This is a genomic window from Pseudomonas sp. NyZ201, from assembly GCF_049860765.1.
In the GTDB taxonomy this organism is placed as follows: Bacteria; Pseudomonadota; Gammaproteobacteria; order Pseudomonadales; family Pseudomonadaceae; genus Aquipseudomonas; species Aquipseudomonas bharatica.
This window is the reverse complement of sequence record NZ_CP187557.1, coordinates 6274171-6296824: the sequence shown is the minus strand read 5'-3', so window position 1 is coordinate 6296824 and position 22654 is coordinate 6274171. Positions and strand designations below refer to the sequence as shown.

General features: G+C 62.9%; 20 protein-coding genes. 9 read left to right on the top strand and 11 right to left on the bottom strand.

The features are described from left to right. Positions 1-99: 99 nt before the first annotated feature. Positions 100-2970, top strand: a complete 2871-nt coding sequence (locus tag ACPFMA_RS28405) for an EAL domain-containing protein (RefSeq protein WP_420058475.1) — start codon at positions 100-102, stop codon at positions 2968-2970. Positions 2971-2974: 4 nt separating this feature from the next. Here the strand turns inward: ACPFMA_RS28405 and zwf are convergent, their stop codons facing one another. Continuing rightward, positions 2975-4417, bottom strand: coding sequence for a glucose-6-phosphate dehydrogenase (zwf, locus tag ACPFMA_RS28400; RefSeq protein WP_064302177.1), 1443 nt, complete (start codon positions 4415-4417; stop codon positions 2975-2977). A 103-nt stretch (positions 4418-4520) separates the two neighbouring features. Here zwf and hexR point away from each other — a divergent pair, with 103 nt between their 5' ends. Next, a complete protein-coding gene (gene hexR / locus ACPFMA_RS28395; protein WP_009402472.1) occupies positions 4521-5387 on the top strand; it encodes a transcriptional regulator HexR in 867 nt (288 codons plus the stop codon). Between the two features lie 213 nt (positions 5388-5600). After that, positions 5601-5819, top strand: coding sequence for a PA3496 family putative envelope integrity protein (locus ACPFMA_RS28390; RefSeq protein WP_420058474.1), 219 nt, complete (start codon positions 5601-5603; stop codon positions 5817-5819). On the opposite strand, the gene ACPFMA_RS28385 is transcribed toward ACPFMA_RS28390, so the two are convergent. Next, on the bottom strand, positions 5761-6708 hold the full coding sequence (locus ACPFMA_RS28385) for a LysR family transcriptional regulator (RefSeq protein ID WP_420058473.1): 948 nt from the start codon (positions 6706-6708) through the stop codon (positions 5761-5763). The genes ACPFMA_RS28390 and ACPFMA_RS28385 overlap by 59 nt on opposite strands. Positions 6709-6912: 204 nt before the next feature. On the opposite strand from ACPFMA_RS28385, the gene ACPFMA_RS28380 reads away from it, so the two are divergent. The 4 genes from ACPFMA_RS28380 to ACPFMA_RS28365 all read left to right on the top strand — a co-directional run bounded on the left by ACPFMA_RS28380 (position 6913) and on the right by ACPFMA_RS28365 (position 11940). Beyond that, on the top strand, positions 6913-8328 hold the full coding sequence (locus tag ACPFMA_RS28380) for an acetyl-CoA carboxylase biotin carboxylase subunit (RefSeq protein WP_009402468.1): 1416 nt from the start codon (positions 6913-6915) through the stop codon (positions 8326-8328). Between the two features lie 10 nt (positions 8329-8338). Next, positions 8339-10147, top strand: a complete 1809-nt coding sequence (gene oadA / locus ACPFMA_RS28375) for a sodium-extruding oxaloacetate decarboxylase subunit alpha (protein ID WP_009402467.1) — start codon at positions 8339-8341, stop codon at positions 10145-10147. A 198-nt stretch (positions 10148-10345) separates the two neighbouring features. After that, the gene (locus ACPFMA_RS28370) at positions 10346-11659 is read left to right on the top strand and encodes a type II toxin-antitoxin system HipA family toxin (RefSeq protein ID WP_064302181.1); all 1314 of its coding nucleotides are present in this window, start codon (positions 10346-10348) and stop codon (positions 11657-11659) included. Continuing rightward, positions 11656-11940: a helix-turn-helix domain-containing protein gene (locus ACPFMA_RS28365; RefSeq protein ID WP_064302182.1), complete on the top strand. Its 285-nt coding sequence runs from the start codon at positions 11656-11658 to the stop codon at positions 11938-11940. Before ACPFMA_RS28370 ends, ACPFMA_RS28365 begins: the two co-directional genes overlap by 4 nt. Before the next feature lie 115 nt (positions 11941-12055). On the opposite strand, the gene ACPFMA_RS28360 is transcribed toward ACPFMA_RS28365, so the two are convergent. Together ACPFMA_RS28360 and ACPFMA_RS28355 are read right to left on the bottom strand one after the other, a co-directional pair. Then, entirely contained in the window at positions 12056-12877 is an 822-nt protein-coding gene (locus tag ACPFMA_RS28360; RefSeq protein WP_420059299.1) for an amino acid ABC transporter permease, read from the bottom strand. Next, the gene (locus ACPFMA_RS28355) at positions 12874-13695 is read right to left on the bottom strand and encodes an ABC transporter substrate-binding protein (protein WP_009402462.1); all 822 of its coding nucleotides are present in this window, start codon (positions 13693-13695) and stop codon (positions 12874-12876) included. The genes ACPFMA_RS28360 and ACPFMA_RS28355 overlap by 4 nt, the downstream gene beginning before the upstream one ends. Positions 13696-13800: 105 nt before the next feature. On the opposite strand from ACPFMA_RS28355, the gene ACPFMA_RS28350 reads away from it, so the two are divergent. Beyond that, positions 13801-14700, top strand: coding sequence for a homocysteine S-methyltransferase family protein (locus ACPFMA_RS28350; protein ID WP_064302185.1), 900 nt, complete (start codon positions 13801-13803; stop codon positions 14698-14700). Positions 14701-14704: 4 nt separating this feature from the next. On the opposite strand, the gene ACPFMA_RS28345 is transcribed toward ACPFMA_RS28350, so the two are convergent. The 3 genes from ACPFMA_RS28345 to ACPFMA_RS28335 are packed head-to-tail and all read right to left on the bottom strand — an operon-like array spanning position 14705 to position 16486. Then, complete coding sequence (locus ACPFMA_RS28345) at positions 14705-15379, bottom strand: GNAT family N-acetyltransferase (RefSeq protein ID WP_009402459.1); 675 nt, start codon at positions 15377-15379, stop codon at positions 14705-14707. A 14-nt stretch (positions 15380-15393) separates the two neighbouring features. Next, a complete protein-coding gene (locus ACPFMA_RS28340; RefSeq protein WP_064302187.1) occupies positions 15394-15843 on the bottom strand; it encodes a GNAT family N-acetyltransferase in 450 nt (149 codons plus the stop codon). A 13-nt stretch (positions 15844-15856) separates the two neighbouring features. Next, positions 15857-16486, bottom strand: a complete 630-nt coding sequence (locus ACPFMA_RS28335) for an FMN-binding negative transcriptional regulator (RefSeq protein WP_064302188.1) — start codon at positions 16484-16486, stop codon at positions 15857-15859. 93 nt (positions 16487-16579) lie between these two features. On the opposite strand from ACPFMA_RS28335, the gene ACPFMA_RS28330 reads away from it, so the two are divergent. After that, positions 16580-18112 (top strand): PLP-dependent aminotransferase family protein, encoded by a 1533-nt coding sequence (locus tag ACPFMA_RS28330; RefSeq protein ID WP_425929464.1) that lies wholly within the window; start codon positions 16580-16582, stop codon positions 18110-18112. 104 nt (positions 18113-18216) lie between these two features. On the opposite strand, the gene ACPFMA_RS28325 is transcribed toward ACPFMA_RS28330, so the two are convergent. The 4 genes from ACPFMA_RS28325 to ACPFMA_RS28310 form a co-directional block, all read right to left on the bottom strand. Next, positions 18217-19320, bottom strand: a complete 1104-nt coding sequence (locus tag ACPFMA_RS28325) for a polyamine ABC transporter substrate-binding protein (protein ID WP_425929463.1) — start codon at positions 19318-19320, stop codon at positions 18217-18219. Further along, positions 19317-20363 (bottom strand): histone deacetylase family protein, encoded by a 1047-nt coding sequence (locus ACPFMA_RS28320; RefSeq protein WP_064302190.1) that lies wholly within the window; start codon positions 20361-20363, stop codon positions 19317-19319. The genes ACPFMA_RS28325 and ACPFMA_RS28320 overlap by 4 nt, the downstream gene beginning before the upstream one ends. Positions 20364-20580: 217 nt before the next feature. Beyond that, complete coding sequence (locus tag ACPFMA_RS28315) at positions 20581-21558, bottom strand: AraC family transcriptional regulator (RefSeq protein ID WP_064302191.1); 978 nt, start codon at positions 21556-21558, stop codon at positions 20581-20583. Positions 21559-21610: 52 nt separating this feature from the next. Then, positions 21611-22594, bottom strand: a complete 984-nt coding sequence (locus ACPFMA_RS28310; RefSeq protein WP_425929462.1) for an asparaginase — start codon at positions 22592-22594, stop codon at positions 21611-21613. Positions 22595-22654: the final 60 nt, after the last annotated feature.

Sequence of the window (22654 nt, the reverse complement as noted above, 5' to 3'; positions counted from 1 at the left end):
CCGGAGGTGCGAATTTATGACACAGAGCAGTTTGGCACCGGGCATTGCTTGTGTATGCTCCGTCCACGTTTGTGGCTAACCATTACAAGAACACTGCCCATGACACTCGCACCAGGACCCGTCGGTGTGCCGATCGAGGCACGTCGCGGCATTCGCAAGCAATTTGCCACGCAATTGGCGGTCGAGCGTATCCGTCTGTTGTACCAAGGCTCCCTGCTACCCACGATATTCATGCTGTTGAACGGCCTGGTCTGTGCCTGGCTGCTGTGGAGCCCGCAGCGTTATTTGCTGGTCAGCGTGTGGGTGGTATGGCTGATGGCACTGGTCGCCCTGCGGGTCATCCAGGTCGCCGCCTTCGACGCCGCCATGCCGGATCGCCAGGCCAGGCCGCATTGGCGGCGCATGTTCCTGCTCGGTTCGGCGTTCAGCGGGCTGACCCTGGCCAGCGCGGCGATCGCCCTCGTGCCTGTGGATAACTTCGTGCAGCAGGCCTGGGTGTTCGGCCTGCTCGGCGCCGCCGCGCTCTCGGCCAGCGTGGCCTATGCGGTAAGCCTCCCGGCATTCCTGAGTTTCGTGCTGCCCTGCCTGTTACCGCCGATCGCCTTCCTGTTCTGGAGCGGCGATCAACAGCAGCGGGGCTGGGGCCTGCTCGGCCTCTTGTTGCTGGGCGCCTTGCTGGTAGTGGCCTGGCAAGTCAACCGGCTGATCGAGAACAGCTTGCTGCGGCGCTTCCAGAACCAGGCGCTGATCGAGCACTTGCAAGCGGCCCATACCCGCAGCGAACAGTTGAACAAGGCGCTGGGTGCCGAAGTGGAGCAGCGTCGCGGCGTCGAGGACCAGTTGCGCGAGGCCCAGGCCGGGCTGGAAACCCGTGTCGCCCAGCGCAGTGCCGAGCTGGACGCGGCCAACCAGGCCCTGAGCAAGAGCGAACAGCGCCTGGCCCTGGCCCTGGAGGCGAGCGAACTGGGCCTGTGGGACTGGAACCTGCAAACCGATGAAGTCCATCACACCCAGTTGCGCGAGCTGTTCGGCCTGAACCCGGATGCGGTCAAGGCCATGCTGGTGCACCTCAAGCCGCGCCTGCACCCGGACGATGTGCAGGCGCTCAAGCGCACCCTGGTCGAGCACCTCAAGGGCCGGACCGAGGATTACCGCATCGAGTACCGCTTCCGCCACAACGATGGCCACTGGTGCTGGATCGAGGACCGTGGACGTGCTGTCGAGCGCGATGCCGAAGGCCGGGTGGTACGGATGATCGGTACCCGCCGCGATATCAGCGCGCGTCGCGCCCAGGAAGAGCAGCAGCGCCTGGCGGCGACAGTGTTCGAGGCGGCCAGCGAGGGGATCGCCATCCTCGGCCCCGACTATGAGCTGTTGGCCCTGAACCAGGCGTTCTGCCGCATGACAGGTTACGGTCGCGATGAATTGCTCGGCCGCAACGCTCTTGAGCTGCCGTGCAGCCTCGATGCGCGACGGCATTACGGTGCCATCGACCAGGCGCTGGAGCAGAACGGCCGCTGGCAGGGCGAACTGGTTGAGGCACGCAAGGACGGGACGCTTTATCCACAATGGCTGCAACTCAACGGCGTATTCGACAGCCGCGGCAAGATCAGCAACGTGGTGGGTTTCTTCAGCGACCTGTCGGAGCGCCGTGAATCCGAGGAACGCCTGCGTTATCTCGCCCATTACGACGAGCTGACCGGCTTGGCCAATCGCGCTCTGTTCCGGCTGCGTCTGCTCGAGGCCGGCCAGCGCCTGCGAACCAGCGGGCGCTGCCTGGCGCTGATGCACATCGATCTCGACCGTTTCAAGCTGCTCAACGACAGCCTCGGCCATGAAGTGGCCGACCAGTTGCTCAAGCAGATCGCCATGCGTATCGGCAATGCCATGGCCGAAGCGGATACGGTCGCACGACTGTCCGGGGATGAGTTCGTGGTGCTGTTCGACGGCTACAGCAGCCTGTCCAGCCTGGTCCGGGTGGCGACCCGCCTGCTGGAGAAACTGCGGGTGCCGGTGCGCTTCGACAATCATGAGCTGGTGATCAGCGCTTCGGTGGGCATCGCCCTGCACTCGGACATGAGTCTCGACCTCAACGTGCTGGTCAGCCAGGCCAACATGGCCATGCAGCATGCCAAGCACCTGGGCGGCGATAATTTCCAGTTCTACACCGAAAGCCTGCAGGCCAGCACCCTGGACCGTCTGCAACTGGAGAACCAGTTGCGCAAGGCCATCGACGAGGGCCAGTTGGAGGTCTACTACCAGCCCAAGGTCTGCCTGGCGAGCGGGCGCATCGAGGCTGCCGAAGCGTTGGTGCGCTGGAACCACCCGGCCATGGGCATGGTGCCGCCCGGGGAGTTCATCGGCCTGGCGGAGGAAACCGGGCTGATCGCGCCCATGGGCGAGTTCGTTCTTCGCCAATCGTGCTGGCAGGCGTGCGAATGGCAACGTCAGGGCCTGGAGCCGATCCGGGTTTCGGTAAACCTGTCGGTCTACCAGTTGCGCCAGGGCAAGCTGGTCAGCCTGGTGCGCCAGGTCCTGGAGGAAAGCGGCCTGGCGCCGCATCTACTGGAGCTGGAACTGACCGAAAGCCAGTTGCTGGACAGCGTCGAACACATCATCGCCACCTTCAAGCAGCTACACGGGCTCGGGGTGAAGCTGGCAATCGATGACTTCGGCACGGGATATTCCTCGCTCAGCTATCTGAAACGCCTGCCAGTGGACTACGTAAAGATCGACCAGGCCTTTATCCGCGGGCTTGAGGAAGGCAGTGAAGATGCGGCGATCACCCGGGCGATCATCATCATGGCCCACAGCCTGGACCTCATGGTGGTTGCCGAAGGCGTGGAAACCGAGGAACAACTGCGCTTCCTGCGCGAGCAGGACTGCGATGAAGTCCAGGGTTACCTGATCAGCCGGCCGTTGCAGGCCGATGCGCTGGCGCGGCTGTTGAGCGAGCAGACGGTCTGGTAAAGCGCTAGCCGTGCCACTCCCGCCCATGCCGGGCCAGTAGGCTGTGGGCCTGTTCCGGGCCATTGGTGCCGGCGTGGTAGGGGCGCGGCGTCTGGAAGTGTTCCAGCCAGCCGTTGAGGATCGGGTCGATCCAGGCCCAGGCAGCCTCCACCTCGTCGCGACGCATGAACAGCGTCGAATCGCCGTCCAGCACATCCAGCAACAGGCGCTCGTAAGCGTCCCAGCGCCGCGTCTGGCCGAACACCTGGGCCAGGTTCAGGTTGAGTTCCACCGGCTCCAGGCGCATGCCCTTGCCGGGGGTCTTGGTCATCATCTGCAGGCTGATGCGCTCGTCCGGCTGCAACTGGATGAGTAACTGGTTGGCGCGGTCGCTCTCGAACAGGCGATGCGGCACCGGCTTGAACTGGATGACGATCTGCGACGAGCGCTTGGCCAGGCGCTTGCCGGTGCGCAGGTAGAACGGTACCCCGGCCCAGCGCCAGTTGTTGATGTGGGCTTCGACAGCGACGAAGGTCTCGGTATCGCTGTCGTTATCCACATCCTTCTCGAAGTAATAGGCCGGCACTTCCTGGCCGCCGATCTTGCCCGCGCTGTACTGGCCGCGCACGGTCTTGTCCTGCACGTCCTGGCCGGTGATCGGCTTGAGGGCGCGAAGAATCTTTACCTTCTCGTCCCGCACCGCCTCGGCCTCGAACTGCGCCGGTGGCTCCATGGCCACCAGGCAGAGCAGTTGCAGCAGATGGTTCTGCAGCATGTCGCGGGTAGCACCGGCACGGTCGTAGTAGGCGCCGCGGTTTTCCACGCCGAGGGTCTCGCAGACGCTGATCTGCACATGGTCGATCTGGCTGGCGCGCCATACCGGTTCCAGCAGGGCGTTGGCGAAGCGCAGGGCCATGAGGTTCTGCACGGTTTCCTTGCCCAGGTAGTGATCGATACGAAACACCTGGGATTCGTCGAATACCGCGCCGATGGCACTGTTGATCGCCGTGGCCGATTCCAGGGAATGGCCGATGGGTTTTTCCAGGACGATGCGCGATTCGCTGTCTACCAGCCCGGCGATATTCAGGTGGGTGACGATGGGCACGAAGAGGTTGGGCGCGGTGGCCAGGTAATAGATCCGCGCCAGGCCCCCGGGCTCGCCAAGAAAGTGCGACAGGCGACCGAAATCGGCGCTCTGCGAGGCGTCCATGGAAAAGTAGTCGAGGCGGGTGGAGAAGCGGTCCCAGGTGTCTTCATCGAAGTCGTTGCGGGCGATCTGGGCGCGACAACGGCGTTCTGCAAGCTTTTGAAAACTATTGCGCGGCATTGGGCTGCGGGCCAGGGCGACGATGCGCACCGCCGGGTGCAGGCGGCCCTCGCGATACAGGTGGTAGAGCGCTGGAAGCAGCTTGTGCAGGGCCAGATCACCAGTACCGCCGAAGACCAGAATGTCACAAGGAATAGTCAAACCCACCACACTCCTGTCTCGTTTAGCTGGGCGGTTCGCCAGTCATGTAGTATAACTACAAGATTGCTACAACCGGCCAGCCGATCATAACCGAGTCCCGCCATTGAATCTGTTGCAACACATCGCCCAGTCGCGGCATCTGCTACGCAAGTCGGAACTCAAGGTTGCCGACCACGTATTGCTTGACCCTGCGGCGGTCATGCATAGCTCCATGGCTGACCTGGCCCACAGCGTCGGCATCAGCGAGCCGACCATCGTGCGCTTCTGCCGGGCGATCGGCTGCACCGGCTTCCAGGACCTCAAGCTCAAGCTGGCGCAAAGCCTGGCCGCCGGCGCCAGTTTCGGCCAGTTCGCGATTCATGAGGACGACTCGGTCGCCGACTACAGCCTGAAGATCTTCGACACCACCCTGCATACGCTGATGGAAGTGCGCGAGCACCTCGATCCGGTGGCCCTGCAACGCGCGGTGACGGCCATGGCCCAGGCCCAGCGTGTCGAATTCTATGGCTTCGGTGCGTCGGGTGCGGTGGCTGCGGATGCCCAGCACAAGTTCTTCCGCCTGCTGCTCAGCGCGGCGGCCTATTCCGACCCGCACATGCAGGCGATGTCGGCGGTGACCCTGAAACCGGGCGATGTCGCGGTGTGCATTTCCCAGTCCGGCCGCTCCAAGGACCTGCTCATCACCGCCAATATCGTGCGGGAAAGCGGCGCCAACCTGATCACCCTGTGTCCGAGCCAGACCCCGCTGGCCGAGCTGTCGACGGTCAACCTGGCCATCGACGTGCACGAAGACACCGAAATCTACACGCCGCTGACCTCGCGCATCGCCCACCTGGTGGTGATCGACGTGCTGGCGATGGGCGTGGCCATGGCCCGTGGGCCGAGCCTGGTCAATCACCTGAAGAGCGTGAAGCGCAGCCTGCGCAGCCTGCGGCTGTCGCCGAAGTCATTGAAGAACATGGAAGATTAAGGGCTCATTGGCTCAAATGTGGGAGCGGGTTTACCCGCGATAGCGATGGGGAATTCACTACCGTAATCGCGGGTGAACCCGCTCCCACAGGTTCCTGCAAACTGCGCCAGCGTTTTATCACCCTTAACACCCCTGTCACCCTCCCGCCGTTAAACCGTCAACTTCACGATTCATTTTGAAACTCCCGTACGCACTCGATCAGGGAGATATGAAATGGCTCGTGACTTCGATGGCTCGTATCAACCCAGCGCCAAATCCCGCAAGCAGCAGGAAAAGGACCAGCGTCGCATGGAGTACCGCCGCGCGATCGAAAGCTGGTCCGAGCAGCGTCGCCTGCTTCAGGACATCACCGATTTCGGTGATCTGCAACGCTTCAACGTATGGCAGGTGTCGGCGGCAGAACCCCGGAGAAGCGTTCAACAAGGCAGCTGATCTGCGCACGTTCGCTGCGAATGAATGCAAGAAAGGCCAGGGCCACCGGCGATTGCCGCTTGGCCTTGGATTGCACCACGCACCAGCTGCGATACAGCGGCAGCTCTTCCACCGGCAGCTCGCGCAACACGCCGGTAGCCAGTTCCAGATTCAGCGCGTGGCGGGTCAGCAAGGCGATTCCCAGGCCGGCAATCACGCACTCGCGCTGGGCGTCGGCTGACGCCACTTCCAGCGTCTGGGTGAAGTGCACGCGCTTCTCCTTGAAATACTCTTCACACGCCTTGCGCGTACCCGAGCCCTGCTCGCGGACCAGCAAGGTATGCGGCTCCAGGTCCTGCAGGCGCAGGCTGTCCAGCTTGCACAGCGGATGATCCGGCGGGGCGACGGCAACGATGGGGTTGTTGAGGAACGGCAGGAACTCCAGGCCCATGTCCTGCGGGACCATGGACATGATGATCAGGTCGTCGCGGTTGTCGGATAGGCGGCGGATCGCCTGGGCACGGTTGACCACGGTCAGGGTCAGGTTGACCTCCGGGTGCAGCCGCTTGAACGCCGCGAACAGGTGCGGCACGAAATACTTGGCGCTGGATTCCACGGCCAGCTTCAACTGGCCCTGGAGCGAGCCCTGCATGTCCGACAGCTGCATGTCGAGGCTTTCCAGGCGGCCAAAGATGTCTCGGCTGGCGCGTTGCAAGGCTTCGGCGGCTTCGGTGAGGTACAGCTTCTTGCCGACATACTCGAACAAGGGTTGGCCGACCAATTCTTCCAACTGGCGAATCTGTAGACTAACGGCGGGTTGCGTCAGCGCCATCTCTTCCGCAGCGCGGCTATACGACCGCAAATCACACACTTCATTGAAGATCTGCAATTGACGCAATGTCATACGCATCAATGACTTACGCACGTTATCCCCAGCCCTGTGAAAAACCTTGTTACTGCACTATAAGCAATTGTTAATGGAGTCCCTAATAATTATTGATTTTTGTTTATTCACACACGGCGCTAGGGTGATTGCACGACTGGCCAGGTGATTCTGGTCACGCGCCGACCCGCCAATTCGGGTCGATTGTCCAGCGGCTTTGGGAAGACTCCAGTGATAAAAAAAATCCTGATCGCCAACCGGGGTGAAATCGCAGTTCGGATCGTGCGGGCCTGCGCCGAGATGGGCATCCGCTCGGTAGCGATCTATTCCGACGCCGACCGGCACGCCCTGCACGTCAAGCGCGCCGACGAGGCCCACAGCATCGGTGCCGAGCCCCTGGCCGGCTACCTGAACCCGCGCAAGCTTGTGAACCTGGCGGTGGAAACCGGTTGCGACGCCCTGCACCCCGGCTACGGTTTCCTCTCGGAAAACGCGGAATTGGCGGATATCTGTGCCGAACGCGGGATCAAGTTCATCGGCCCGGCAGCGGAAGTCATTCGCCGCATGGGCGACAAGACCGAAGCCCGCCGCAGCATGATCAAGGCCGGCGTCCCGGTGACCCCGGGCACCGAAGGCAACGTCGCCGACATCCACGAAGCCTTGAACGAAGGCGACCGCATCGGTTACCCGGTGATGCTCAAGGCCACCTCCGGCGGTGGCGGCCGCGGTATCCGTCGCTGCAACAGCCGCGAGGAGCTGGAACAGGCCTTCCCGCGGGTGATCTCCGAAGCCACCAAGGCCTTCGGTTCGGCGGAAGTCTTCCTGGAAAAATGCATCGTCAACCCAAAGCACATCGAAGCCCAGATCATTGGCGACAGCTTCGGCAACGTGGTGCACCTGTTCGAGCGTGATTGCTCGATCCAGCGCCGCAACCAGAAGCTGATCGAGATCGCCCCGAGCCCGCAGCTCACCCCGGAGCAGCGCGCCTACATCGGCGACCTGGCGGTGCGCGCGGCCAAGGCGGTCGGCTATGAGAACGCCGGTACCGTGGAGTTCCTGCTCGCCGAGGGCGAGGTGTACTTCATGGAAATGAACACCCGGGTGCAGGTGGAACACACCATCACCGAGGAAATCACCGGCATCGATATCGTTCGCGAACAGATCCGCATCGCCTCGGGCCTGCCGCTTTCGGTCAAGCAGGAAGATATCCAGCACCGTGGCTTCGCCCTGCAGTTCCGCATCAATGCCGAAGACCCGAAGAACAACTTCCTGCCAAGCTTCGGCAAGATCACCCGTTACTACGCCCCCGGCGGCCCCGGGGTACGTACCGACACGGCGATCTACACCGGCTACACCATTCCGCCGTTCTACGACTCCATGTGCCTGAAACTGGTGGTCTGGGCGCTGACCTGGGAAGAAGCCATGGACCGCGGCCTGCGCGCCCTGGACGACATGCGCGTGCAAGGGGTCAAGACCACCGCCGCGTACTACCAGGAAATCCTGCGCAATCCGGAATTCCGCAGTGGCCAGTTCAACACCAGCTTCGTGGAAAGCCATCCGGAACTGACCAATTACTCGATCAAGCGCAAACCCGAAGAGCTGGCGCTCGCCATCGCCGCCGCCATCGCCGCGCATGCAGGCCTGTGAGGAACCCATAATGTCCAAGAAGATCTTCGTAACCGACACTATCCTGCGCGACGCCCACCAGTCCCTGCTGGCCACCCGCATGCGCACCGAAGACATGCTGCCGATCTGCGACAAGCTCGACAAGGTTGGCTACTGGTCGCTGGAAGTCTGGGGTGGCGCGACCTTCGACGCCTGCGTACGCTTCCTCAAGGAAGACCCGTGGGAGCGCCTGCGCAAGCTGCGCGCCGCGCTGCCCAACACGCGCCTGCAGATGCTTCTGCGTGGTCAGAACCTGCTGGGCTACCGCCACTACAGCGATGACGTGGTCAAGGCTTTCGTGGCCAAGGCCGCAGTCAACGGCATCGACGTGTTCCGCATCTTCGACGCCATGAACGACGTGCGTAACCTGCGCGTCGCCATCGAAGCGGTGAAGGCTGCCGGCAAGCACGCCCAGGGCACCATTGCCTACACCACCAGCCCGGTGCACACCATCGACGCTTTCGTCGCCCAGGCCAAGCAGATGGAAGCCATGGGTTGCGACTCGGTCGCGATCAAGGACATGGCCGGCCTGCTGACCCCGTTCGCCACCGGCGAGCTGGTCAAGGCGCTGAAGGCCGAGCAATCGCTGCCGGTGTTCATCCACTCCCACGACACCGCCGGCCTGGCCGCCATGTGCCAGCTCAAGGCGGTGGAGAACGGCGCGGACCACATCGACACCGCCATCTCCAGCTTCGCCTGGGGTACCAGCCACCCGGGTACCGAATCCATGGTCGCCGCACTCAAGGGCAGCGAGTTCGACACTGGCCTTGACCTGGAACTGCTGCAGGAAATCGGCCTGTACTTCTACGCCGTGCGCAAGAAGTACCACCAGTTCGAAAGCGAATTCACTTCGGTCGACACCCGCGTGCAGGTCAACCAGGTGCCGGGCGGCATGATTTCCAACCTCGCCAACCAGCTCAAGGAGCAGGGCGCACTCAATCGCATGAACGAAGTGCTGGCAGAGATTCCACGGGTTCGCGAAGACCTTGGTTTCCCGCCGCTGGTTACCCCGACTTCGCAGATCGTCGGCACCCAGGCGTTCTTCAACGTGCTGGCCGGCGAACGCTACAAAACCATCACCAACGAGGTGAAGCTGTACCTGCAAGGCGGCTACGGCAAGGCTCCGGGCGTGGTCAACGAACAACTGCGGCGCCAGGCCATCGGTAGCGAAGAGGTCATCGACGTACGTCCGGCCGACCTGCTCAAGCCGGAAATGGCCAAGCTGCGTGCCGATATCGGCAACCTCGCGCACTCCGAAGAAGACGTGCTGACCTTCGCCATGTTCCCGGATATCGGACGCAAGTTCCTCGAAGAACGCGAAGCCGGCACCCTGACTCCGGAAGTGCTGCTGCCGATTCCGGAAGCTGGCGCGGTGGCCTCGGCCAGCGGCGAAGGCGTGCCGACCGAGTTCGTCATCGACGTCCACGGTGAAACCTACCGCGTCGACATCACCGGTGTCGGCGTCAAGGCCGAAGGCAAGCGTCACTTCTACCTGTCCATCGACGGCATGCCGGAAGAAGTGGTGTTCGAACCGCTCAACGAATTCGTCGGCGGCGGCGGCAGCAAGCGCAAGCAGGCCAGCGAACCGGGCCATATCAGCACCTCCATGCCGGGCAACATCGTCGATGTGCTGGTCAAGGAAGGCGACGTGGTCAAGGCCGGTCAGGCAGTACTGATCACCGAAGCGATGAAGATGGAAACCGAAGTGCAATCGCCGATCGCCGGCAAGGTTGCCGCCATCCACATCGCCAAGGGCGACCGCGTCAATCCGGGCGAAATCCTCATCGAGATCGAAGGCTGAGACAGCCTTCGGCGGTAAACGGTTAACCTCATCGGGGAGCGGATTGCTCCCCTTTTTTTATTCTGATTATCTGCATTTAAATGCAGATCTACAGCCAAATTTCTGGTATTTCTGCACTTTAATGCAGATACATGCCATGTTTGTTTGCGTGAATTGCACTATATTGCAGATAAGCCCGTTCACGCTGATAGAGCCTCCATGTACACCTTGACCCTACAGCTCCACGCCCAAGGCAAATGGCAGGACGCCATGGCCTTGAATTTTGCCGAGCCCGAGAAGGGCTTCCTCGGCTCCTGCCAGTACGGTTACACCTCGGCTTACGTTGGCGCCAATCTGGATGCCTACGAAAGCACGTTCGACAAGGCGGTCAGTGTCCGGTTGCCGGTGGATTTCGGTCCTCAGCATGGGAAAAAGGCCCCGGCCTTCCTGCATGACATCGCGCCGTCCGGTGCAGCCAAACGCTTTCTCCTCAGGCATATGGGTCGGGAAAAGCCGGAAGGTCTGGCTGACGACCTTTTCCTGCTGGCTCGCAGCACCCCGGCACCGATCGGCAACCTGCGTATCAAGGAGTCGATGGAAGGGCTGGATAGCACGGCGCCCATGGGTTTCAGCTTCGATGATGTGGTCAGCCGCGATCAGCGCTTTCTTGAATACGCCTACGAGCAAGGCGCGGCCATCGGCGGCGCGACGGGGGCGGGTGGCGAGGCGCCCAAGCTGTTGCTGACCGAAGGCGGCGACGGTCAGCTCTATCCGGACGCGGTGCTGAAGGATGACCGGGCTACCTGCCACTGGTTCGTGAAGTTCGCCCGCAACCAGGCGCTGGACAATGATCAGACCATCCTGCGTGCCGAATACCTGTACTACAAGGCGCTGCAAAGCTTGGGTATCGACACGGTGACGACGCCCGAGCTGAAGGAGGGTCATAGACCCAGCCTTTGGATGAAGCGATTCGACCGTCGGATCGGTGCCGAAGGTGTCGAGCGACTGGCCGTGGAGTCCGTGTATTCGCTGGCCGGGGTAACCGAGCCGGGCAGCCGGATGGACCATCTGGAAGTTATTCAGTCTCTTGCCGAGCTATGGATAAAAGCCGGGCAGAAGGCCCAGGTGCCTGACCTGGTAGCGGAGTACCTGCGCCGCGACCTGATCAACAAGATCCTCGGCAACTCCGACAACCATGGCCGCAACACCGCGATCATCCGTAGCGATGCCCAACTGCGGCTGGCGCCGATCTACGACCTGGCACCCATGGTCATGGATGCGGAAGGCATCACCCGCACGACCAAGTGGCCTTCGCCCGTGGAGCGGGGCGGCGAGGTCGATTGGCTCGCGGCTTGCCAGTTGCTGGCGCCGCTTGTGGACCCGCAGCAGGCATTCGAACGTCTGCGCCAGGATGCCCTTGGGTTGATGGCACTGCCGGATTTGCTGGTGGGCTTGCCGGATGCGGTCATGAACCACCCGGCCATCGCGTTGAAGAACCTTGAACAACGTATGAAAGGTTGGGGATTGCTATGACGGTTTCGATCGAGATTCGCGCTTTGCTGATCGAAGGCGTACTGCAGGGGATTGCCGATGGCTCGTTGGAGCTGGGCCAGGCGGTGCGTAAGTTGCGGGTGGAGGTGGCGAAGCTGCAGCAGACCCAGTTCGCCCGCATGTGCAAGATTTCCGTGCGGACCCTGATCCAGATCGAGCAGGGGGAGGGGAATCCGACGCTCAACTCGTTGAATGCGGTGTTTCGGCCGTTCGGGTTGCAGATGGGGGTGCTGCGGCGGCCTGATAGGCTCAAGGATCGCTAAGACGACGCAGTACCCTGTGGGAGCGGGTTTACCCGCGATTGCGGCGGTGAATTCACTGAAGTAATCGCGGGTGAACCCGCTCCCACAGGGTACGTGGTGCTTCACAACCAGGCGGTTACCGCTCGAAGCCTTTGCCGAAATGCCCCTCCAGCCGCGCCTGCACCAATTCCAGCGCCACCGACAGCAACCAGTAGATCAACGCCGCGGTGGTCAGCATCTCCAGGTACCGATAGCTCGAGCGTCCATACGACTGCGCCAGGAACATCACTTCCCACACACCCATCACCGAGATCAGCGACGAGTCCTTGAGCATCGAGATGAACTGGTTGGCGCCCGGCGGAATGATGGTGCGCATGGCCTGGGGCAGGGTGATGTGCCAGAAGATGGTCGCCGGCTTCATGCCCAGCGCCAGTGCGGCCTGGCGCTGGCCCGGCGCGACGCCGAGGATGCCGGCGCGGAAGATTTCACTGAGGTAGGCGCCGTAGTTCAACGACAGGGCGATGATCCCGGCACTGATCGCGCCCGGTACCAGGCCGATCTGCGGCAGACCGAGGTAGATCAGCAGGATCTGGATCAGCAGCGGCGTCCCGCGGAAGAACGAGGTGTAGAAGCTCGCTACGCCCAGCAGCACCGCGCTGCTCGACAGGCGCGCCAGTGCAGCGGCGAAGCCCAGCGCTACCGAGCAGACCATCGAGCACAGGCAGAGGAACAGGGTCAGCGCCGCCCCTTGGAGGAAGCCGTTCGGCCCGAGCTTGAAGCCCGCCAGGTTTGGAAACTTCTCGACGATGATCGAAAACTTCAGATCAAAACTCAGGAAGAAACCTACGAACACCAGCAGCAGGACCAGCCAGGTCAGGTACAGCCGCGTCCGGAAGCCCGGTAGCGGCAGGCCCGCGCGCGAGGCGGCGGGCTTGGGCGAGGGTTCGTGGGCACTCATTTGCTGATATCGGCGCCGATCCATTTGTTCGACAGCCTGGCCAGGGTGCCGTCCGCCTTGAGCTGGGCGAAGACTTCGCGGACCTTGGCGTTCCATTCGGCGTCGCCTTTCTCGATGGCGACCGAGTTCGGCTCTTCATACAGCGGCGCACCGGCCAGCTTGAAGCGCTTGTCTTCGTTCAGGCGCGGCTGGGCGGTGACCAGGTTGGTAAGGATGGCATCCAGGCGCACGCCAGCGCCGAGGCCCAGGTCCTGGAAGGCCACGTTGTCGGTGTCGTACGGGGCGATCTGTACCGCATCGAAGGGGTAATCGATCTTCTGGTCCTCGGCACCTTCGATCACCAGGTTCTTGTTCAGGTAGCTTTCGTAGCTGGAGGCGCTGGTCAGGCCGACCTTGAGGCCGTTCAGGTCCTTGGCCGAGTGGATGCGCTCATCCTTGGCGTTGACCACGATCACCGCTGGCGAGGCGTAGTATTCGACCGGGAAATCGAACACCTCGGCGCGAGCCTTGCTCGGGGTCATGGAGCAAATGCAGATGTCATAGCGACCGCTCCAACGGCCGGCGGCGATAACGTCCCACGATGGCGTTTCCAGACGCAGTTTCACGCCCAGCTTTTCGGCCACGGCCTTGGCCACGTCCACGTCGAAGCCATCCAGCTGGTTCTGTTCGTTGAGGAAGGAAAACGGTGGATAACTTTCCATCAGCACGTTGACCAGTTCCTTGCGGGATTCCACACGGTCCAGGGTGGCGCCGGCGAAGGCTTGGGTGGCAGCGGTCAAGGCCAGCAGGCCCGCGCCCAACAGGGAGGAAAGTTGCATGGGAATCACCGGAAAAGTTGTAAGACAAAACGTATCAGGTATTAAATAGTTATAAGTAGGTGCGCACTAATACGTTTTATTTATATTTATAGAAGCGAGTGTTATATGGGCGAAAAGTCGTTGGTCATTCTTGATGGCGGCATGGGCCGGGAACTGGCGCGCCGCGGTGCGCCGTTCCGCCAGCCGGAGTGGTCGGCGCTCGCATTGAGCGAGGCGCCGGAGGCAGTGGTGGCGGTGCATCGGGCATATATCGATGCCGGTGCGCAGGTGATCACCAGCAACAGCTACGCGGTGGTGCCTTTCCATATTGGTGAGGAGCGGTTCAAGAACGAGGGCCGCGCCCTGGCCAGTACCGCCGGGCAACTGGCCCGCGCGGCGGCCGATGCCGGACCGCAGAAGGTTCGTGTCGCCGGCTCGCTGCCGCCGCTGTTCGGTTCCTATCGCCCGGATCTTTACCAGCCCGAGCGGGTTGGCGAAGTCCTGACTCCGCTGGTCGAAGGCCTGTCCGAGCACGTCGACCTATGGCTGGCGGAAACCCAGAGCGCCATTGCCGAGGTCCAGGCGATCCGTGCCGGCCTGCCGCAGGACGGCAAGCCGTTCTGGGTCTCGTTCACCTTGCAGGACGAGGATGTGGATAACGTACCGCGCCTGCGTTCCGGCGAGCCGGTCAGCGAAGCGGCCGAAGCCGTGGCGGCACTGGGCGTGCAGACCCTGCTGTTCAACTGCAGCCAACCGGAAGTGATCGGCGATGCCATCGATGCGGCCCTGGCCACCTTCAAGCGCCTGGCTGTGGATATCTCCGTTGGTGCCTATGCCAACGCCTTCCCGCCGCAGCCGAAGGATGCCACTGCCAACGATGGCCTCGACGAGCTTCGTGAAGATCTCGACCCACCGGGCTACCTGCACTGGACGCAGAACTGGCGCCAACGCGGCGCCAGTCTGCTGGGTGGTTGCTGCGGTATCGGCCCGGAGCATATCGAACTCCTGGCCAAGCAGCTGAAGTAAGCCGCTAGGCTTCGGCGCGACAGGCTTCCAGCGTCCTGAGCTGACCCTCGGGGCGCTGGTTGTCGGCGCTCAGCCAGCGTTCATAGGCGGCGGCAATCGCCGGCCATTCGTCATCGGTGATCGAGTACCAGGCTGTATCGCGGTTCTGGTCCTTGACCACCATATGCTTGCGGAACACCCCCTCGTAGGTGAAGCCGAAACGCTCCGCCGCGCGCTTGGAGCGGGCGTTGGCGTTGTTGCATTTCCATTCCAGCCGGCGATTGCCCAGCTCGAACGAGAGCTTGCTCAACAGGTACACCGCCTCGGTGCCCTTGGGCGTGCGCTGCATCGCCGCACCGAAGGCAATGTGCCCGACCTCGATACGGCCCTGGGCCGGCACGATGGACATCAGGCTGAGAATGCCCTGCACCTGCCCGCTGGCCAGGTCGATCACGCTGTAGAACAGCGGATCGCGACTGGCGGCATTGCCTTCCAGCCATTGATCGAACGGCGCACGCTCGGTGAACGGACCATAAGGCAGGTAGTCCCACAGCTTGCCGTCTGACTCACGACCTTGCAGCACCTCCCAGAGATCATCGCCATGCTGGCGCGGATCGAGTTTTTCCAGACGGATAAAGCGGCCGGTCAACGGCTCGGCCTGCGGCTCCCTGGCCGGATGCCAGTTCAGATTGTTGCTCATCGATGCACCTCGGCTTACGGAATCTGCTTGCGGAACTGGATGAAGCCAGGGCGTTCGGCGACCTGCTCGTACAGGGAAATCGCGGTGGCATTGGTTTCGTGTGTCAGCCAGTGGACCTTGGCGCAGCCTGCTTCGGCGGCCTGGGCGTAGACGTGCTCGATCAACTGACGACCGATGCCCAGGCCGCGCTGCGTGCTCTCTACGTACAGGTCCTGCAGGTAGCAGGCGTTTTCCACGGACCAGTTGGAACGATGGTAGATCCAGTGGACCATGCCCACCGCCTCGCCATCGACCCAGGCCAGGGCGGCATTGGTCGGCTCGGACGGCTCGAGGAAGCGCTGCCAGGTCACGGCGCTGACCGTGTCGGGCAGGGCGGTTTGGTAGAAGCGCAGGTAGGCTTGCCACAACGGGTACCAGGCCTCATGGCTGGCGGCGCTGACCGGGAGAATCTGTACGGTTGGCATGTGACACGTTCCTTCAGGGTTGCTGCATCAGGGCAGCGAGGTGGTTGTCCAGCGGATCGGCGCTGGCGGCCAGGCCGCTGCGCACGCCTTCGCGATCGATGGCCGAGCGGTTCTGGCTGAGTTTGCGGTTGCATTGCAGGCGTTCGATGGGGATGGCGAACCCGACGATGGCCTTGAGCATGCCGTCCAGGTAGTCGGCAGGGGCGTCGTCCACCGACCAGGGACGCTCGCGGCCCTGCTCGTGGCGGTCGCTGAGGCGGCGGACGATCGCCAGCAACGGTTCTGCATCGTGGATAACTTCCGGTATGCCCCAGGCGTGCACGGCGACGTAGTTCCAGGTTGGTACGGTGCGTGGGTCCTGCGCCTTGCTCGGGTAGAAGCCGGGGCTGACATAGGCATCGGCGCCCGGGAACACCACCAGCACCTCGGCACCGCTTTCCAGGTCACGCCACTGCTTGTTGCCGCGGGCCATATGGCCATAGAGCGTGCCTTTCTCGCCCGACTGCGGATCCAGCAGCAGTGGCACATGAGTGGCCAGCAGGCCCTGTTCCCCGTGGGTAATCAATACGGCCAGGCGGGTGTTGCCGATATGGGCGTGCAGGCTTTGCAGGTCGTCGTCTCTGAACGCGCTGGGTGTGTACATGGAGAATTTTTCCTTGGCGAATGGCTTCATCCTAGGCAGGCTATTGGTTCAGTGTAAGAGCCATTTCAGGTCAGTTTTCTGGGTCCAATCGTTATGAACGAGCCGTCCGTTTCCCTGCCTTTCGATCCCTCGGGTATTGTCCTCGACCGCCGCCAGGGCCTGACCCGCCAGCTTTACCAAGCCCTGCGTGCACGGGTGCTGGACGGACGCCTCGGCAGTGGCACGCGCTTGCCGGCGAGCCGGGACATGGCGGCGATCCTCGGTTTGTCGCGCAACAGCGTGGTGCGCGCCTACGACCAGCTCTACGCCGAGGGCTTCATCGAAAGCCGGGTTGGTGATGGAACCTACGTCAGCCAGCTGCCGAAGCTGTCCACGAAAGTATCCACAAAAATGTCCACAGGGTTATCCCGGGGTTTATCAACAGGTTTATCCACATTTCTGCTGGGAAATACTGGCGATTCATCCAGTGAAGTTATCCACAATGCTCCGATTTTTCGCCTCGAAACCCACCATTTGCCTACGCCACGAAGCGGTCCGCCCCGGGCATTTCGCGTTGGCGTACCGGCGTTCGATCTGTTCCCGTTCGAGGTCTGGGCCAAGCTGCAGGCGGGTTTCTGGCGAAATCCGCATGCGCAATCGCTCGGTTACGGCGACCCGGCGGGGGAACCGCTGCTTCGGGAACTCATCGCCGCCTACCTGCGGCGTTCGCGGGGGCTTTCCTGCACGCCTGAACAAATTGTGATCACCACCGGCGCGCAGCAGGCAATCAGCCTTTGTGCACAGCTGCTGTTGGAGCCTGGAGTGGGGGTGGCTGTGGAAAACCCGGGGTATCGGGCTGCCGGGTGTGCCTTCGGGTTGACGGGGGCGACGGTGCACGGTGTTGCGGTGGATAGCGAGGGACTGGATTGCACCGCACTGGCAGCGTTGAAGAACTGCCGGATGGCCTATGTCACGCCGTCTCACCAGTACCCCACCGGGGTGGTCATGAGCCTGGCCCGGCGCCTGGAGTTGCTGGCCTGGGCCGAGCGCAGCGATGGCTGGATCGTCGAGGACGACTATGACGGCGAGTACCGCTACAGCGGCGCGCCGTTGGCCCCGCTGGCGGCACTTGATCGCAGCGGGCGGGTGCTGTACGTCGGCACCTTCAGCAAGGTGGCCTTTCCGGCGTTGCGCCTGGGCTACCTGGTATTGCCGAAGCAACTGGTGGAACCGTTCTCCCGCGCCAGGGCGCTGATGGTGCGGCATTCGGAAGCAGGGACGCAGGCGGTGATGGCGCAATTCATGGCCCAGGGGCATTTCCAGCGGCATATCCGGCGCATGCGTCGGGCGGCCTTGAGCCGCCGCAATGCGTTGATCGCGGGCTGGCCTGTGGATATCTCCGGTGTTGGCGCATTGCCGGAAATGGTTGCTGGGCTGCATGTGAAGGTGGATGTGGATAACCCCGAACGGGAGCGCTGGCTGGTGGAAAAGGCGCTGGAGGCAGGGGTGGAGCTGAATGGGTTGGGGGATTACTGGCTGCCGGGGACTGTGGATAAGACTGCGGGGCTGGTGCTGGGGTTTGCGGCGGTGGGGGAGGCCGGGATTGCCGAGGCTTTGGGCAAGCTTAGGAAGGTGTGGAACGGGTGAAGGTATTTGCTGTTCATTAGGGCCCTATCGCGGGTGAACCCGCTCCCACAAGGTCTGCGGTGCACGCGATCCCTGTGGGAGCGGGTTTACCCGCGATGAGGCCATCAGGTCCCGGCCTTGATCTTGGTCCAGGCCCGGGTCCGAGCCCGTTCCGCATCCCGGCCCAAAGGCTGCAACGTGTACAGCCTGGTCATCGCCTCTGCCGTCGGGTACAGGTTCGGGTTGTTGCGGATCGCCGGCGCCACCAGCTCCGTCGCGTCCTTGTTCGGGTTCGGATACCCGACGAAATCACTGATCGGCGCAATCACCTTCGGTTGCAACAGGTAGTTGATGAACGCATGGGCATCCTCGGGATTGGCCGCGCCCTTCGGAATCGCCAGCATGTCGAACCAGATCGGTGCGCCTTCCTTCGGCAGGCGCATATCCACCACCACGCCGTTCTTCGCCTCGATCGCGCGGTTGGCCGCCTGCGAGAAGCTGCCCGAATAGCCCACCGCCACGCAGATATCGCCGTTGGCGATGTCGGCCATGTACTTGGAGGAGTGGAAGTAGGTGATGTACGGGCGGATCTTCAGCATCAGCGCTTCGGCTTTCTTGTAGTCCTCGGGCTTGCTGCTGTTCGGCGACAGGCCCAGGTACTGCAAGGCCAGCGGCATGATTTCCGACGGCGAATCGAGCAGCGCCACGCCGCATTGCTTGAGCTTGGCGATGTTCTCTTCCTTGAAGATCAGGTCCCAGCTGTCCACCGGTGCGTTGTCGCCCAGCGCGGCCTTGACCTTGGCCGGGTTGAAGCCGATCAGCACGGTGCCATACATGTAGGGCACGGCGAACTTGTTGCCCGGGTCGTTGGCTTCGATCAGCTTCATCAAGGCCGGATCCAGGTGCTGCCAGTTCGGCAGCTTGCTGCGATCCAGTGGCTGGAATACCCCGGCTTCGATCTGCTTGGCCAGGAACACGTTGGACGGCACCACCACGTCATACCCGGAGTTGCCGGTAAGCAGCTTGGCTTCCAGGGCCTCGTTGGTGTCGAAGATGTCGTACACCAGCTTGACCTGGCCGTCCTTCTGGAAGTCGGTCAGGGTCTGTGGGGTGATGTAGTCGAACCAGTTGTAGACCCGCAAGGTACGCGGTTCGGCGGCGGCCTGGAGGCTGCCGGCGAGCAGGGAGGTACACAGCAGGGGGGCGAGCAGGCGCTTGAGTCGGGTCATGCTTGGGCTTCCTGTTGACTGCGTTCGAAACCTTCGAGAACGTTCACGGCATTGATGCCGATTTCTTCCACCGCGTAGCCGCCTTCCATCACGAACAGGGTCGGCTTGCCCAGGCGCGCGATGCGCTCGCCCATGGCCAGGTAGTCGGGGCTGTCGAGCTTGAACTGGGAAATCGGGTCGTCCTTGAAGGTGTCGACGCCGAGGGACACGATCACCACGTCCGGGGCGTAGGCATCGATCCGCTCACAGGCCTGGTCGAGGGCGGCGCTCCAGGTGGCCCAGTCGCTGCCGGCGGGCAGCGGGTAGTTGACGTTGTAACCCTTGCCATCGCCTTCGCCGTGTTCGTCGGCATAGCCGAGGAAGAACGGGAATTCCGCCTGCGGATCGCCGTGGATCGAGGCGAACAACACGTCGCTGCGCGTATAGAAGATTTCCTGGGTGCCGTTGCCATGGTGGTAGTCGACATCGAGGATCGCCACGCGCTGGTGGCCCTGGTCGAGGAAGGCCTGGGCGGCAATGGCAGCATTGTTCAGGTAGCAATAGCCGCCCATCACGTCGCTGGCGGCGTGGTGCCCTGGCGGACGGCAAAGGGCGAAGGCGCTATGGGCACCGGCCTGGATCGCGGCCTGGCCGGTCAGGGCGACCTGCGCTGCGCTGTAGGCGGCCTGCCAGGTGCCGGCGGTGATCGGTGCACCGGCATCGAAGCTGTAGTAGCCAAGTTCGCCCAGCAGGCTGGTGGGTTTGACCGAGCGCAGGGTACGGGCCGGCCAGGTGAACGGCAGCAGGTCGCCGTCGCGCTCCAGTTCGGCCCAGCGCGCCCAGGCGCCTTCGAAGAAATTCAGGTAATCGGCGCTGTGCACCCGCTGCAGCGGGGCGCGGCCGAAATCCGTAGGGCCGCTGATGGGGCCAAGGTTGCGTGCCTTGACCCGCTCAAGGACGTGGTCGGCGCGCGACGGCATTTCGAAGCAGGGCATGAGTTGCCCGTCGATCAGCTCGCAGCGGCCGTGGTGCAGGCGGTGGTCATCGGAATAGATCGTCAGCATTTGTTGTTCTCCGGAGCACTGGCGTTGATTCCCGGATGGTGCGGTGCAAAGCGGTGAGGCTGAACGGTGGAAGTGGCCAAAAGGGGATCGATATGGCCAAGGGTGGCGTCCGGCTTTGTTTCTGTGGTGTCGGCGATCGCCGGCAACGCCGGCTCCCACAGTTCTTGCGGTGCACGCGGTCATTGTGGGAGCTGGCGTTGCCAGCGATGAGGCCGGTTCAGGCCCTGAAATGGCTGGGGGCCACCCCGCTCCAGCGCATGAACGCATGCCGGAAACTCGCTGTTTCACTGAAACCCAGCACCTCGGCGATCCGGTAGATCGGCATCTGCCCTTCACCGAGCAAATGCTTGGCCCGTTCGAAGCGTAGCTCGTCCAGCAGTTGCTGGTAGCTGCTGCCCATCTCGCCGAGGTGGCGGCGCAAGGTGCGCGACGAGCAGTTCATCTGTCGCGCCAGGCCCTCCAGCCCCGGGGGTGCGCCCAGCTGATCGGCGAGCAACTGGCGGATCCGCCCGAGCCAGGCCTGGCGTCCGGTGAATTCCAGGTTCAGCTGCCGGCAACGTTCGCTCATGGTTCCGTGGGTAACCTGGTCTGCCAGCGGCAACGGCTGCTCAAGCCAGTTGCGATCGAACGCGAAGGCGTTGTCCACGGCATCGAAGTGCAGCGGGCAGGTGAAGGTTTGCCCGTACTGCTGGCGATAGTCCGGCTCACCATGGGCGAAACGTGCGGCGAGCAGCGGCAGGGGCTTGCCCAGCAGGTCATCGCAGATCACCTTCAGCGAAACCAGGCAGAACTCTGCATTGAACGCCGCCAGTTCCGGCTCCTCGCGGTAATCGCTGGCGCTGAACCAGACGCGCTCGCCTTCCTCGACCAGGCGCAGGCGGAAAAGTGTTCCCAGCAGCGCGGGGTAGCGCAGCGCCAGGCGCAAAGCGTCACCCAAAGTGGCACTGGACAGCAGGGCATAACCGAGCATGCCGTAGGAAGAAACATGCATGCGCCGCCCGAGTTCCAGGCCGATATCCCGGCGCCGGGCCACCGCATTGGCGCACACCTGCATTTCCTGGCGCGTGGTGATGCGCGAGTCGGCACGGCCAAGGTCGGCGGTGCTGATACCGCTGCCCTGGAGCAGGGCTTCGTCGCGGAAGGTCTGCACGACCAGGGATACCGCGTGCAGCGTGGTCAGGTGGGAGTGCAGCATGCTCGATTACCGGGCTGGTGGACTGTGCGGAAAACGAGCAATTTGCATGCCTTCACACCAGGTCCAGTTCCATCAGGCGGCGCACTTCCTCGAACGGCAGGCCGCTGCCCAGCAACCATTGCAGCTTGCCGAAAGCCGCTTCGCGGGTCAGCCCGCCACCCGATAGCACGCCGGCCTGGCGTAGGCGGCTGCCGGCCGCATAGATATCGAACTCGACACCGCCTTCATGGCATTGGCTGATCGCCACCACCACGAGTTCACGGGAATGGGCCTGTTCGAGAGCGTGGATAAAGTCCTGGTCGTCGCTTGGCCCCGTACCGCTGCCGTAGCATTCCAGAACCAGGCCTTGGGCGCCGCTGTGGATAACTGCCCGCAGCAGATCCGCGGAAATCCCCGGGACCAGGGGAAGCACGGCGATATCCACAGGCTGCCGTGGCTGGCGGTAGCTCAATGCGGCGGGCAAGGTGGAAGCGGTAGTGGTCAGGGCATTGCGCTTGAGCGCCACGAACGGGTTTCGCCCATAGCTGCGCACCTTGGTGGTGCGCTGGGGTGGCAGCAACTCGCCATGGAAGAACAGTTGCACGCCGGCCGGCTGTCCATCGGTCAGGGCTTGCAAGGCCCCGGTGAGGTTTTCCCAGGCATCGCTGTCCTGCACGCCGGCCGGCAGCATCGAGCCGGTGAACAGGACCGGCGTTTCCAGCCCGAGCAGCTGGAAGCTCATGGCCGCCGCGCTGTAGGCCAGGGTATCGGTGCCATGGAGGACCAATACGGCATCGCAGCCGCCATCCACGGCATCGATGACGGCATCGCGCAGGCGCAACCAGTAATGAGGCGTCATGTTGGCGCTGTCGACCAATGGCGCCATTTCCCGGAAACGCCAGGGCGCCAGGTCCGTCCTTGTGGATAACGCTTCACGCATGCGCTGCTCGAAACCGGAAGCAGGGGCCAGGCCGTCGGCACTGGCCTGCATGCCGATGGTGCCACCGGTGTACAGCACCATGATGCTGCGGGCGGGACGGGGGGACGCCGGATTCATGCGCCATTCTCCATGGTCGGTCTTGTTCGTAGCCGGGCACGTTACGACATCCGGGGCGTT

What these genes read in the sequence shown, in the direction of transcription:
- ACPFMA_RS28345 (WP_009402459.1), bottom strand. Translation starts at nt 15,379, where the DNA reads ATGAGCAACAATCTGAACTGGCATCCGGCCAGGGAGCCGCAGGCCGAG.
- ACPFMA_RS28310 (WP_425929462.1), bottom strand. Translation starts at nt 22,594, where the DNA reads ATGAATCCGGCGTCCCCCCGTCCCGCCCGCAGCATCATGGTGCTGTAC.
- ACPFMA_RS28385 (WP_420058473.1), bottom strand. Translation starts at nt 6,708, where the DNA reads ATGCGTATGACATTGCGTCAATTGCAGATCTTCAATGAAGTGTGTGAT.
- ACPFMA_RS28330 (WP_425929464.1), top strand. Translation starts at nt 16,580, where the DNA reads ATGAACGAGCCGTCCGTTTCCCTGCCTTTCGATCCCTCGGGTATTGTC.
- oadA (WP_009402467.1), top strand. Translation starts at nt 8,339, where the DNA reads ATGTCCAAGAAGATCTTCGTAACCGACACTATCCTGCGCGACGCCCAC.
- ACPFMA_RS28355 (WP_009402462.1), bottom strand. Translation starts at nt 13,695, where the DNA reads ATGCAACTTTCCTCCCTGTTGGGCGCGGGCCTGCTGGCCTTGACCGCT.
- ACPFMA_RS28340 (WP_064302187.1), bottom strand. Translation starts at nt 15,843, where the DNA reads ATGCCAACCGTACAGATTCTCCCGGTCAGCGCCGCCAGCCATGAGGCC.
- ACPFMA_RS28335 (WP_064302188.1), bottom strand. Translation starts at nt 16,486, where the DNA reads ATGTACACACCCAGCGCGTTCAGAGACGACGACCTGCAAAGCCTGCAC.
- ACPFMA_RS28315 (WP_064302191.1), bottom strand. Translation starts at nt 21,558, where the DNA reads ATGCTGCACTCCCACCTGACCACGCTGCACGCGGTATCCCTGGTCGTG.
- ACPFMA_RS28320 (WP_064302190.1), bottom strand. Translation starts at nt 20,363, where the DNA reads ATGCTGACGATCTATTCCGATGACCACCGCCTGCACCACGGCCGCTGC.
- ACPFMA_RS28365 (WP_064302182.1), top strand. Translation starts at nt 11,656, where the DNA reads ATGACGGTTTCGATCGAGATTCGCGCTTTGCTGATCGAAGGCGTACTG.
- ACPFMA_RS28405 (WP_420058475.1), top strand. Translation starts at nt 100, where the DNA reads ATGACACTCGCACCAGGACCCGTCGGTGTGCCGATCGAGGCACGTCGC.
- ACPFMA_RS28360 (WP_420059299.1), bottom strand. Translation starts at nt 12,877, where the DNA reads ATGAGTGCCCACGAACCCTCGCCCAAGCCCGCCGCCTCGCGCGCGGGC.
- ACPFMA_RS28370 (WP_064302181.1), top strand. Translation starts at nt 10,346, where the DNA reads ATGTACACCTTGACCCTACAGCTCCACGCCCAAGGCAAATGGCAGGAC.
- ACPFMA_RS28350 (WP_064302185.1), top strand. Translation starts at nt 13,801, where the DNA reads ATGGGCGAAAAGTCGTTGGTCATTCTTGATGGCGGCATGGGCCGGGAA.
- ACPFMA_RS28390 (WP_420058474.1), top strand. Translation starts at nt 5,601, where the DNA reads ATGGCTCGTGACTTCGATGGCTCGTATCAACCCAGCGCCAAATCCCGC.
- ACPFMA_RS28325 (WP_425929463.1), bottom strand. Translation starts at nt 19,320, where the DNA reads ATGACCCGACTCAAGCGCCTGCTCGCCCCCCTGCTGTGTACCTCCCTG.